The following is an 11,518-nucleotide window of genomic DNA, read 5'->3' as shown; positions in this document are numbered from 1 at the left end:
GAAACAATGCAGCAGTTACAGAACGTTATTGAGTCCGCTTTCGAGCGTCGCGCCGACATTACGCCGGCTAATGTGGATACCGTGACCCGCGAAGCGGTTAACCAGGTTATCGCCCTTCTTGATTCCGGCGCGCTGCGCGTCGCTGAGAAGATCGACGGTCAGTGGGTGACGCATCAGTGGCTGAAGAAGGCGGTACTGCTCTCTTTCCGTATTAACGATAACCAGGTTATCGATGGTGCGGAAAGCCGCTACTTCGATAAAGTGCCGATGAAATTCGCTGACTACGACGAAGCGCGTTTCCAGAAAGAAGGTTTCCGCGTGGTGCCGCCGGCCGCCGTGCGCCAGGGCGCGTTCATCGCCCGCAACACTGTGCTGATGCCGTCCTACGTTAACATCGGCGCCTACGTTGACGAAGGCACCATGGTTGATACCTGGGCCACCGTCGGCTCCTGCGCGCAGATCGGTAAAAACGTGCATCTGTCCGGCGGTGTCGGTATCGGTGGCGTACTGGAGCCGCTGCAGGCGAACCCGACCATCATCGAAGATAACTGCTTCATCGGCGCGCGCTCTGAAGTGGTTGAAGGGGTGATTGTCGAAGAAGGCTCCGTCATCTCCATGGGCGTTTACCTCGGTCAGAGCACCAAAATCTACGATCGCGAAACCGGCGAAGTCTTCTACGGCCGCGTACCGGCTGGCTCGGTGGTGGTCTCAGGCAACCTGCCGTCGAAAGATGGTAAATACAGCCTGTACTGCGCGGTGATAGTGAAGAAAGTCGATGCCAAAACCCGCGGCAAGGTCGGCATTAACGAACTGCTGCGCACCATCGACTAAAGCAAATAAAAAGCGGGAGATATCCCGCTTTTTTTATATTTGATGCTGGCGAAAATGGATTTTTTCGTTAATTATTCAATGGTTATGATGCTATCAAAGGTACCGTTATGTACGATAATCTGAAAAGTCTTGGCATTACCAACCCTGATGAGATCGATCGCTATAGCCTGCGGCAGGAAGCTAACAACGACATTCTGAAAATCTATTTTCAGAAAGACAAAGGCGAATTCTTCGCCAAGAGCGTGAAGTTCAAATATCCGCGTCAGCGCAAAACCGTCGTCGCCGACGGCGTCGGCCAGGGCTACAAAGAGGTCCAGGAGATCAGCCCCAATCTGCGCTACGTTATCGACGAGCTGGATCAGATCTGCCAGCGCGATCGCACTGAAATCGATCTCAAGCGTAAAATCCTCGACGATTTACGCCATCTGGAAAGCGTGGTCACCAATAAGATCAGCGAAATCGAAGCCGATCTGGAAAAGCTCACCCGTAAGTAAGAGCATCCCGGCGGCGCGTTGCCTGGCCGGGCTGGTGGTCTCTATCCACTCCAGACAGCATGCATCGTCCAGGCCGGGTATGGCGCGTCGCTGCCCGGCATTTTTTTGCCTCCACGTCTTAGCGTTGTTCGTCCAGCTGCAGCGCGATATACAGCAGCAGCCTGTCGTCAAAGCTACCGAGATCCAGGCCGGTCAGCTCCGAGATACGGTTCAACCGGTACTCCAGCGTATTGCGATGAATAAACAGCGCCTTTGACGTCGCCAGCGGCTGCACGTTATGGCGAAACCACGCCTGCAGCGTCCGCCGCAGCAGCCCGTTGTTGTCCATGGCCTTCAAACGCGCCAGCGGACGGGCCAGCTCATTGGCCTGCCAGCCGCCGCGCAGGCTGTCAAGCAGCACCGGCAGCATTAGATCCTGATAGAAATAACTGCGGCTCTCCGGCATCCGCTGCTTGCCAACCATCATCGTCGTCCGTGCGGTACGGTAAGAGCGGGCGATACTTCCTGGGCCGGTGAAGAAATTGCCCAGCGCCACGCGAAAGCGCAGCTGGCCATTCTCTTTCATCCTGGCGATAAGCTGCTCGACGCGCCGGACGTGATCGTCAGCGTCCCAGCGGCCAAAGCTGTTCAGCGCCGGTTTCAGCACCACCATTTCCGTGAGCGAGACAATGGCCACCAGATTATTGCGATCGGGGGTGGTCAGCGCGTTCTGTAACTGTTGCAGTTCCGCCATCGCGCTGTCCACGCCGAGCTGACCGCTGTCTACCTCAATCATCGCCACCACGCGCGGCTGATTGAGATCGATGCCTAAACGCTGAGCCCATTCGTTCAGCGCCGGGGTATGCTCTTCCGCCTGAATCAGGTTCATCACCAGCTCTTCGCGCAGACGGCTGTCCTGGGCCAGGAGATGCATCAGCCGCGACTGCTCCAGCATCATCTCTGCTGTCATGCACACCAGCTCGCCATATTTTCGCAGCGACTCCGGCTCGCCGGTCAGGCCGATCACCCCGACGATCTCCCCCTCCAGGCGCAGCGGCAGGTTAATCCCCTGGCGAACCCCGTGCAGATGGCGAGCGACCGCGTCGTCGATATCCACCACCCGCCCCTGGGAGAGGACCAGCAGCGCGCCTTCGTGCAATTCACCAATCCTTTCCCGATCGCCGCTGCCGATGATCCGCCCGCGGGCATCCATCACGTTGATATTGGTATCGATGATGCGCATGGTCCGCGCCACAATATCCTGCGCCATTTTGGTATCAAGATGCCAGCCAGCCATGTAGTCCTCCCCTTTGCTGGGCACCAGCATAAAAGAGTCATCGTCGCGCTGCATTGTGCATTTGCACTAAGCCGGGGTGAGATATGTGGAGTTGTGGGGGCGGTCACAGAACGAAAAAAGCCCCTGCCCTCGGCGAGGGAAGGGGCTGGGAAGCGAGCGCTGGCGGTTACTGCAACAGCAGATAGATAGAGGCGTCGCCGCGCTGAATGTTCAGCGCCAGTACGGACGGTTTGGCGTCGAAGATTTTCCGCAGATCGGCGATGTTTTTCACCGGCTGCTGATTCGCCCCGACGATGACGTCGCCTTTCTTGAGGCCAATCTGTGCCGCCGGGGTACCGGCTTTCACATTATTGACCACCACGCCCTTATCCTGACCCTTATTGCTCATTTCCGCCCCTTCAATCCCGTTGAAGATGGTGCTGGAGTCAACCTGGGTCTGGTTGCTCTGCTGCAGTTCGACGGTCACGGTCACCGGTTTGCCGTCGCGCAGCAGACCAAGCTCAACTTTGCTGCCGATAGGCATGGTGCCGACCTGGGCACGCAGCGCGGCGAAGCTGCTGATCGCTTTCCCGTTGAGGGAGGTGATGACATCGCCGGCTTTAATGCCCGCTTTCGCGGCCGCCGAACCTGGCATTACCTGGCTGACGAAGGCCCCGCGCTGGGCATCGACTTTCATCGCTTTCGCCAGCTCAGAGTTCAGTTCGGTGCCCATAATGCCGAGCTCACCGCGTTTCACCTGGCCATATTTCACCATCTGCTCGGTCAGGTTTTTCACCATGTTGCTCGGGATAGCAAAACCGATACCGATGTTGCCGCCGTCCGGCGCCAGAATGGCGGTGTTGATACCGATCAGCTCGCCGTTGAGGTTCACCAGCGCACCGCCGGAGTTCCCGCGGTTAATCGCCGCATCGGTCTGGATAAAGTTTTCGTAGTTTTCCACGTTGAGGCCGCTACGGCCCAGCGCGGAGACAATCCCGGAGGTCACGGTTTCGCCCAGACCGAACGGGTTGCCGATAGCCACGGTGTAATCACCGACGCGCAGCGCATCGGAGTCGGCAAGCTTAATCGCCGTCAGGTTTTTTGGATCCTGAATCTGAATCAGCGCGATATCAGAGCGCGGATCTTTGCCGACGACTTTAGCATCAAACCTACGGCCATCGCTCAGCTGAACCTTAATCGTGGTGGCGTTGTCCACGACGTGGTTGTTGGTCACCACATACCCTTTGGCGGCATCAATGATGACGCCGGAGCCCAGCGCCATAAATTTCTGCTGCTGGCCGCCGTCAGGCTGACCGCCCTGTCCGCCGCCCTGGCAAAACGGCGAACTCTGGAAAGGAGAACCATCCTGGCAGAACGGCGAATTATCGCCAAAGAACTGCTGGAAGTTACGTGGCATCCGTGGGGTATTAACGGTGGTGCTACCTTCAACGTTAATGCTCACCACCGACGGCATCACCTTCTCCAGCATCGGGGCCAGGCTTGGCATCTGCTGTGCATTAGTGGCCGAAGATGCCGTTTCTGCCGCGCTCGCAGAGAGCGGGGACAACGCCAGACCTAAACTCAGAGCCAGTGCACTCATTGCTAACGTGGTTTTTTTCATCAGTTTCAATCTCAATATCAGGTAACGAAAGTTGCTGTGTACGTGACTATCAGAGTCATTTTATAACGCTAAGTTCCGGAATTAAGTTTCTGGAAAAAGTAAAAATTTATTGTCCATCTTTACAAAACTCCAGCCTATTCCACCGCCATGAGTCGCCGATATTCATCCCACGCATACAAATCCGTCATCCCGCTGATATAGTCCTGAATCAGACGGCAGCGATAATAGTATTCCATCAGCGCAAATTCGGGCGCCGTACGCGCCAGTTTATTTACCGCTTCAACATAGGCCAGCCGGTGACGGGTCGAAAGTTTCTGATACAGCCGGGAGGCAATGGGTAAACGTCGTACCCGCTCCTGCGCTACTAATTCGCTGAAATCCTCCAGCGATAATTTCAGCAGCGGCTGATAGATATCCAACAGGCCGCTGATCACCCGGTAGCCCTGCAATTCCAGCTGCTCAACATCCGGATGGCTAAAGACCTGTTTCATCGCCACATTTTTATAGAGCTCCAGTAGCTGACTGCAATCGCTGTCGTCCTCCAGCAACGCATGATTAAAGTCCCCCGTGAAGATTGCCGGCAGGTTGTCAATAAATCGGCGCGCCGCGTAGGGCACCAGCTTATTCAGCGTATTCACCCGCAAATACATAAAAAACTGATCTTCCGCGCTCTGCTTCAGATAATTGGCTCGCGATTTCTCCCAGGCATTTTCTACTACCTGCGAAAATAACGAGCCTTTTTCATGACTGCCCCAGGCGTCGTAAAGATGCTGATAGAGCTGGTCTGCGCTAAAAATACGTTTTTCCACCGCGTCCTCGAGATCCGCGACGCAATATGAGATGTCATCCGCAGCCTCCATAATCCAGGTTAATGGAAACCGATTGTAAGGCGCGAGATCCAGTTCTTTACGCAAACGCGCGACATACTCTTCTTCGGCTAAATAATAGCCAGGTTTCTTCATTAAATAACTGTGGCTGGCCGGCGTCTCCTCAGACCACCACGCCGGACGAGTATATTTCAGGATACATCCCACCTGCGCCCAGGTCAGGTTCATACGCATTAGCGTATGGACCAGACGAATGCCCTGCGCGTTGCCCTCAAAGCTGCAGAGATCCTGGCGCACTTTACGGCGCAGCGCATTAAGCGATGTCTCTCCGTCATGCAGGCGTAAGGCCTGCACTTCGCAGCGATCGTCGATCAGCGGCTGCCCGAGCGCATCGCCGGGCGCCAGGCGCTGACGGAACCAGTCGTTAATCGCCGCTTCGCCAAAATGGCCAAACGGGGGATTGCCGATATCGTGCATCAGGCAGGCCATCTCCACCACGCTCTCGAATGGCCCGGTCAGCTCTTCCAGGCCATACTCTTCCAGCAGCCTCTGCTCTTTCAGCCGGCTCAGCACCTCTTTGGCGATATAGCGCCCCACCTGCTGCACCTCCAGCGAGTGGGTCAGGCGAGTGCGCACCGCCGCGTTGCGCTCGAGCGGGAAGACCTGAGTTTTTTGCTGCAGGCGGCGGATTGCCGGCGAGTTGACGATCCGTCCCCGATCGCTTTCAAAGATCCGCAGGATGTCGCGCTCCGTCTCCACCCGCGGCGGCGAACGGAAGCGTCGACGCCAGTTTATCTTGTTGCGAAAATCAATCTTTGCCATAGCCTCTCCCGCGCGAGCAATACGCTTCCCCTTAAGCGCATGATAGACTATGCAACTAAACCTGACACATCGCGAGTAAATCTATGAAAATTGGCATTATTGGCGCTATGGAAGAGGAAGTTACCCTTCTGCGCGACAAAATCGAAAACCGCCAGACCATCACCATTGGCGGAAGCGAAATCTATACCGGCCAACTTCACGGCGTTGACGTCGCTCTGCTGAAGTCTGGTATCGGAAAAGTAGCGGCGGCGATGGGCGCGACCCTGCTGCTGGAGCGCTGCCAGCCTGACGTGATCATTAATACCGGTTCTGCCGGCGGCCTGGCGTCGACGCTGAAGGTCGGCGATATCGTCGTCTCCGATGAAGCGCGCTACCACGACGCCGACGTCACCGCCTTCGGCTATGAATACGGCCAGCTCCCTGGCTGCCCGGCGGGTTTTAAGGCGGATGAAAAACTGGTGGCCGCCGCAGAGAGCTGCATTAAAGCGTTAGATCTCAACGCCGTTCGCGGCCTCATCGTTAGCGGGGATGCCTTCATTAACGGCTCTGTCGGTCTGGCGAAGATCCGCCATAATTTCCCGCAGGCGATCGCCGTGGAAATGGAAGCGACCGCCATCGCCCACGTCTGCCATAACTTTAAGGTTCCCTTCGTGGTAGTTCGCGCTATTTCCGACGTGGCCGACCAGCAGTCCCACCTCAGCTTTGAGGAGTTCCTTGCGGTCGCCGCCAGACAGTCCACCCTGATGGTGGAGAATCTGGTACAGAACCTGGCACGTGGCTAAGTCGCTATCCTTCGCGCTTGCCGCGCTGCTGTTACTCGCCCCGGCGTGGCTGCTGGCCGCGCCGCGGGTGATCACCCTCTCCCCCGCCAATACCGAACTGGCCTTTGCCGCCGGGATCACGCCGGTCGGCGTCAGCAGCTATTCCGATTATCCTTCGCAGGCCAAAACGATCGAACAGGTTGCCAGCTGGCAGGGAATGAACCTGGAACGCATCGTGGCGCTCAAGCCAGACGTGGTGCTGGCCTGGCGCGGGGGCAATGCCGAACGCCAGGTTAACCAGCTGCAGTCTCTGGGTATTCATGTCCTGTGGGTACAGACCTCGACCATAGAAGAGATCATCGCTACCCTGCGTGAGCTGGCGCAGTGGAGCCCGCAGCCGGAAAAAGCGCAGCAGGCGGCGCAGGCGATGCAGCAGGAATACGATGCGTTGAAAGCGCGCTATGCCAACGCGCCGAAGAAACGCGTCTTCCTGCAGTTCGGCTCCGCACCGCTGTTCACCAGCGGCCCCGGTTCGATTCAGGATCAGGTGCTAAGGCTTTGCGGCGGCGAGAATATCTTCGCCACCAGCCGCGTTCCCTGGCCGCAGGTGAGCCGCGAACAGGTGCTGGCCCGCCAGCCGCAGGCGATCGTGGTGACCGGGGATGCCAGCCGCATTGCCGAAGCGCAGCGCTTTTGGCAACATCAGCTCACCATTTCGTTGATTGCGTTACACAGCGACTGGTTTGAACGCGCCGGCCCACGTATTATCCTCGCCGCCAAACAACTTTGTGCGGCGCTTGACCAGGTAAAATAATCATCCGGCACACCGGATGTTCAGTGGGAATCAACGATGCTTGTCTATTGGCTGGATATTATTGGCACAGCTGTCTTCGCGATCTCCGGCGTACTGCTGGCCGGAAAACTGCGTATGGACCCATTCGGCGTGCTGGTGTTAGGGGTAGTGACGGCGGTAGGCGGCGGGACCATCCGCGACATGGCGCTGGCGAATGGCCCGGTATTCTGGGTCAAAGATCCCACCGATCTGGTGGTGGCGATGGTCACCAGCATGCTGACCATCCTGCTGGTCCGCCAGCCTCGCCGGCTGCCGAAATGGATCCTGCCCGTTCTTGATGCCGTCGGTCTGGCGGTGTTTGTCGGCATTGGCGTCAATAAAGCTTTTCTCGCTGGCAGCGGCCCGCTGGTCGCGGTGTGCATGGGGGTGGTGACCGGCGTCGGCGGCGGGATTATTCGCGACGTGCTGGCGCGGGAAATTCCTATGATTCTGCGTACCGAAATCTACGCCACCGCCTGTATCGTCGGCGGTATTGTCCACGCCACGGCACACGACACCTTTCATCTCCCGCTGGAGAATTCGGCAATGATGGGGATGGTGGTCACCCTGGTAATTCGTCTGGCGGCTATTCGCTGGCATCTGAAGCTGCCGACGTTTGCCCTGGACGATAACGGTCGGTAATAAAAGCAAAACGGTAACCTTAAGGTTACCGTTTTTAGGGTTTGCTCCCTCCCGCTGGGGGAGAACTCGCTTTAAACGCTGAACGAGGAGCCGCAGCCGCAGGTGCTTTTCGCGTTCGGATTGGTCACGATAAAGCGCGAACCTTCCAGCCCTTCGGTATAGTCGACCGAGCCGCCGACCAGATACTGCAGGCTCATCGGGTCAACCACCAGGCCGACGCCCTGTTTCTCAATGGTCATATCCCCTTCGTTCACCTGATCGTCAAAGGTGAAGCCATACTGGAAACCACTGCAACCGCCGCCGGTGATATACACGCGCAGTTTCAGGTTCGGATTATCTTCATCCGCAATCAGGTGTTTTACTTTATTGGCTGCGGCTTCGGTAAACTCCAGCGGCAACGCTACGTCATCACTCATTTTCTGCTCCCATTGATACTTCCGGCCGGTTAAAGAATAACCGGACCTTTTGAGCCATTATCTAATACCCTGGTAAATCGTTCAAGTATTCTCCCGGGGAGCCTGCTGCGCTTTTGCCGCCTGCTCGGCTTCCTGCTTCGCCAGAGTACGCTGCAGAATGGTCGAATACAAAGGCTTACCGCCGAGGAATTGCGCCAGTAGTGTTGCGCCAAGGCAGGTAATAATCATTGGCAAAATGAGCTGATAGTTATCGGTCATCTCAAGCACCAGCACGATCCCGGTCAGCGGCGCACGCACCGAGGCGGCGAGCAGCGCCCCCATACCGGCAATCGCGAAGGTGCCGGCATCGAGATGGTAGGCCGGAAACAGCGGAATAGCCGCCATGCCGAACGCCGTGCCCAGCAGCGTGCCGAGCGCCAACATAGGCGCGAAAATGCCCCCTGGCGCGCCGGAAGAGAAGCAGATCAGCGTGGTCACCACGCGGGCGATAAAGATAAACAGCAGCAGTCCGACGGAGAAGTTACCGGCAGCGGCGATAGGGATCAAGTTAAAGCCACCACCCACCGCGGAGGGCTGCATCAGCCCCAGCAGACCGCAGAGCCCGCCGATTAATCCGCCAATCAACACCCATTTTTTGATGTTGCCGCCGTGGATGCGCTGGAACAGATCCTGAGTGCGCAGCACCAGAAAATTAAACAGCGGGCCAAAGCAGCCAAACAGCATGCCCAGCACCAGATACAGCCATAGGGTATTTACCGGGGCGTTGCTTAGTTTACCCACCTCAATGATCGCCGCTTCGCCGTTGAAAATGCGAAACACAATGCTCGACATGATCACGCCGGTAAACACTGCTTTAATGGAGATCAGGTTGTAGCGGAACTGCGGGCGCATCTCTTCGATGATAAACAGAATACCGGCCAGCGGCGCATTAAAGGCCGCCGAAAGCCCCGACGCCGCACCGGTCGCCAACAGCGTATGCCGCGCTTCCGGACTGCGCATGCGGAAAACGTCCAGCACCATGCGCCCAATGTTGCCGCCAAGCTGTACCATCGGTCCTTCACGACCCAGCACCATCCCGGCGCCAAGGGTCCCCATGCCGCCAACGAATTTCACCGGCAGCACGCGCCACCAGCGCACCGGCCGCAGCTCCTCCAGCGCGCCCTCAATTTCCGGAATCCCGGAGCCGCCGGCCTCCGGCGCAAAGCGACGCACCAGAAAATAGCCGACCATCGCCAGCAGCGCCGACAGGATAAACGCCAGCGGCCAGACCAGATACCAGTGGTCCGCCACCTGCGCCAGCGCGCCGATCCGCTGGTTCTGCACCCAGTTCACGCTCTTTTCAAAGGCGACGCCCACTAGCCCCGCCAGCGTGCCGACCACTGCCGCCATAAACAGCACCGCCAGCGGCGTTTTATCGCGTTGAATCAGACGGCGCACCGCATCGCCGCGACGCACCCGCACAAACTGATGTGCTTCAAAAGAGGGAGTTTCTGCTTTCATGCCGTTATCAATTATTGGTAATACAAATGAAGAGAGCGGCATTTTAGCCGCCCCGGCGCGCTGCGTCGTCAAAAAAATGCCCTTGCGGCACATTGTTTCAATTGGGCAAAACTTTCATAACCATCCTGGAATAACTTAGAATAGCCGATAAAACATTTTTCACGAACCAGGACCCTGGCCATGAGCAAATCTGAAAATCTGTATCACGCTGCGCGCGAACTGATCCCCGGCGGCGTTAACTCGCCGGTGCGCGCTTTCACCGGCGTCGGCGGCACACCGCTGTTTATCGAACGCGCGGATGGCGCTTACCTCTATGACGTGGATGGGAAAGCCTATATCGATTATGTCGGTTCCTGGGGTCCGATGGTGCTGGGCCACAACCACCCGGCTATCCGCAATGCGGTGATCGAGGCGGCATCCCGCGGCCTGAGCTTTGGCGCGCCGACCGAAATGGAAGTGAAAATGGCGGCCCTGGTGACCGAGCTGGTGCCGACCATGGATATGGTGCGGATGGTGAACTCCGGTACCGAAGCCACCATGAGCGCCATTCGCCTGGCGCGCGGCTTCACCGGTCGCGACAAAATCATTAAGTTCGAAGGCTGCTACCACGGCCATGCCGACTGCCTGCTGGTGAAAGCCGGTTCCGGCGCGTTGACCCTCGGCCAGCCGAACTCGCCGGGCGTCCCGGCCGATTTCGCCAAACATACCCTGACCTGCACTTATAACGACCTCGCCTCGGTGCGCGCGGCGTTCGAGCAGTATCCGCAGGAGATCGCCTGCATCATCGTCGAGCCGGTGGCCGGAAATATGAACTGCATTCCGCCGCAGCCGGAATTCCTGCCGGGCCTGCGCGCCCTGTGCGACGAATTTGGCGCCCTGCTGATTATCGACGAAGTGATGACCGGCTTCCGCGTGGCGCTGGCAGGCGCTCAGGCTTACTACGGCGTGGAGCCGGATCTGACCTGTCTGGGGAAAATCATCGGCGGCGGGATGCCGGTAGGCGCCTTCGGCGGCCGCCGTGAGGTGATGGACGCCCTGGCGCCCACCGGTCCGGTCTATCAGGCGGGCACCCTATCCGGCAACCCGATCGCCATGGCGGCTGGCTTCGCCTGCCTGAACGAAGTGGCGCAGCCGGGGGTCCATGAAACCCTGACTGAACTGACTAACCAGCTGGCGCAAGGCCTGCTGGATGCGGCGCGTGACGCCGGGATCCCGCTGGTGGTCAATAACGTCGGCGGCATGTTCGGCATCTTCTTTACCGATGCCGAAACCGTCACCTGCTATCAGGACGTGGTGAAGTGCGACGTTGAACGATTCAAGCGCTTCTTCCATCTGATGCTGGAGGAAGGCGTGTACCTGGCGCCGTCAGCGTTTGAGGCCGGCTTTATGTCCGTGGCCCACAGCGAAGAAGATATCGACAACACCATCGACGCCGCGCGTCGGGTATTTGCCAAGCTGTAAGGTGCTTGAATGCCTGGTGGCGCAGGGATTTTCCCGGAGGAGGCGCATTGCGCCTT

Annotated in this window: 11 protein-coding genes; 6 read left to right on the top strand and 5 right to left on the bottom strand. The window is 58.0% G+C overall.

Annotated elements, in window-relative coordinates; all coding sequences use genetic code 11:
* Positions 1-6: 6 nt before the first annotated feature.
* Positions 7-831: a 2,3,4,5-tetrahydropyridine-2,6-carboxylate N-succinyltransferase gene (locus KPHS_09130; RefSeq protein YP_005225213.1), complete on the top strand. Its 825-nt coding sequence runs from the start codon at positions 7-9 to the stop codon at positions 829-831.
* Between the two features lie 107 nt (positions 832-938).
* Positions 939-1,325 (top strand): DUF3461 family protein, encoded by a 387-nt coding sequence (locus KPHS_09120; RefSeq protein ID YP_005225212.1) that lies wholly within the window; start codon positions 939-941, stop codon positions 1,323-1,325.
* Between the two features lie 118 nt (positions 1,326-1,443).
* Here KPHS_09120 and KPHS_09110 read toward each other — a convergent pair whose 3' ends face one another.
* From KPHS_09110 to KPHS_09090, 3 genes are all read right to left on the bottom strand, one after another.
* Positions 1,444-2,655: a carbohydrate diacid transcriptional activator CdaR gene (locus KPHS_09110; protein YP_005225211.1), complete on the bottom strand. Its 1,212-nt coding sequence runs from the start codon at positions 2,653-2,655 to the stop codon at positions 1,444-1,446.
* Positions 2,656-2,767: 112 nt separating this feature from the next.
* Positions 2,768-4,087 (bottom strand): serine endoprotease, encoded by a 1,320-nt coding sequence (locus tag KPHS_09100; RefSeq protein ID YP_005225210.1) that lies wholly within the window; start codon positions 4,085-4,087, stop codon positions 2,768-2,770.
* A gap of 248 nt (positions 4,088-4,335) precedes the next feature.
* The gene (locus KPHS_09090; RefSeq protein YP_005225209.1) at positions 4,336-5,850 is read right to left on the bottom strand and encodes a deoxyguanosinetriphosphate triphosphohydrolase; all 1,515 of its coding nucleotides are present in this window, start codon (positions 5,848-5,850) and stop codon (positions 4,336-4,338) included.
* A gap of 83 nt (positions 5,851-5,933) precedes the next feature.
* On the opposite strand from KPHS_09090, the gene KPHS_09080 reads away from it, so the two are divergent.
* Genes KPHS_09080 through KPHS_09060 form a run of 3 tightly spaced genes read left to right on the top strand, consistent with a single transcriptional unit; the run spans position 5,934 to position 8,085 of the window.
* Positions 5,934-6,632 carry a 5'-methylthioadenosine/S-adenosylhomocysteine nucleosidase gene (locus tag KPHS_09080; RefSeq protein ID YP_005225208.1) on the top strand — a complete coding sequence of 233 codons (699 nt, stop codon included), beginning with the start codon at positions 5,934-5,936 and terminating at the stop codon, positions 6,630-6,632.
* Positions 6,625-7,425: a vitamin B12-transporter protein BtuF gene (locus KPHS_09070; RefSeq protein ID YP_005225207.1), complete on the top strand. Its 801-nt coding sequence runs from the start codon at positions 6,625-6,627 to the stop codon at positions 7,423-7,425. The genes KPHS_09080 and KPHS_09070 overlap by 8 nt, the downstream gene beginning before the upstream one ends.
* Before the next feature lie 36 nt (positions 7,426-7,461).
* Complete coding sequence (locus KPHS_09060; protein YP_005225206.1) at positions 7,462-8,085, top strand: TRIC cation channel family protein; 624 nt, start codon at positions 7,462-7,464, stop codon at positions 8,083-8,085.
* A 71-nt stretch (positions 8,086-8,156) separates the two neighbouring features.
* On the opposite strand, the gene KPHS_09050 is transcribed toward KPHS_09060, so the two are convergent.
* Positions 8,157-8,501 (bottom strand): iron-sulfur cluster insertion protein ErpA, encoded by a 345-nt coding sequence (locus tag KPHS_09050; protein YP_005225205.1) that lies wholly within the window; start codon positions 8,499-8,501, stop codon positions 8,157-8,159.
* Positions 8,502-8,582: 81 nt separating this feature from the next.
* Entirely contained in the window at positions 8,583-10,094 is a 1,512-nt protein-coding gene (locus KPHS_09040; protein YP_005225204.1) for a H(+)/Cl(-) exchange transporter ClcA, read from the bottom strand.
* Between the two features lie 87 nt (positions 10,095-10,181).
* Here KPHS_09040 and KPHS_09030 point away from each other — a divergent pair, with 87 nt between their 5' ends.
* A complete protein-coding gene (locus tag KPHS_09030) occupies positions 10,182-11,462 on the top strand; it encodes a glutamate-1-semialdehyde aminotransferase (RefSeq protein ID YP_005225203.1) in 1,281 nt (426 codons plus the stop codon).
* The last annotated feature ends 56 nt before the right edge of the window (positions 11,463-11,518 follow it).

It is taken from the genome of Klebsiella pneumoniae subsp. pneumoniae HS11286, from assembly GCF_000240185.1.
Taxonomy (GTDB): domain Bacteria; phylum Pseudomonadota; class Gammaproteobacteria; order Enterobacterales; family Enterobacteriaceae; genus Klebsiella; species Klebsiella pneumoniae.
Note: the sequence above shows the minus strand (reverse complement) of the source record. Positions and strands in the feature narration are given on the sequence as shown.

Coding starts and splice junctions, on each gene's coding strand:
- KPHS_09130 (YP_005225213.1), top strand. CDS start 7: ATGCAGCAGTTACAGAACGTTATTGAGTCCGCTTTCGAGCGTCGCGCC.
- KPHS_09120 (YP_005225212.1), top strand. CDS start 939: ATGTACGATAATCTGAAAAGTCTTGGCATTACCAACCCTGATGAGATC.
- KPHS_09110 (YP_005225211.1), bottom strand. CDS start 2,655: ATGCAGCGCGACGATGACTCTTTTATGCTGGTGCCCAGCAAAGGGGAG.
- KPHS_09100 (YP_005225210.1), bottom strand. CDS start 4,087: ATGCCAAGCCTGGCCCCGATGCTGGAGAAGGTGATGCCGTCGGTGGTG.
- KPHS_09090 (YP_005225209.1), bottom strand. CDS start 5,850: ATGGCAAAGATTGATTTTCGCAACAAGATAAACTGGCGTCGACGCTTC.
- KPHS_09080 (YP_005225208.1), top strand. CDS start 5,934: ATGAAAATTGGCATTATTGGCGCTATGGAAGAGGAAGTTACCCTTCTG.
- KPHS_09060 (YP_005225206.1), top strand. CDS start 7,462: ATGCTTGTCTATTGGCTGGATATTATTGGCACAGCTGTCTTCGCGATC.
- KPHS_09050 (YP_005225205.1), bottom strand. CDS start 8,501: ATGAGTGATGACGTAGCGTTGCCGCTGGAGTTTACCGAAGCCGCAGCC.
- KPHS_09040 (YP_005225204.1), bottom strand. CDS start 10,094: ATGTGCCGCAAGGGCATTTTTTTGACGACGCAGCGCGCCGGGGCGGCT.
- KPHS_09030 (YP_005225203.1), top strand. CDS start 10,182: ATGAGCAAATCTGAAAATCTGTATCACGCTGCGCGCGAACTGATCCCC.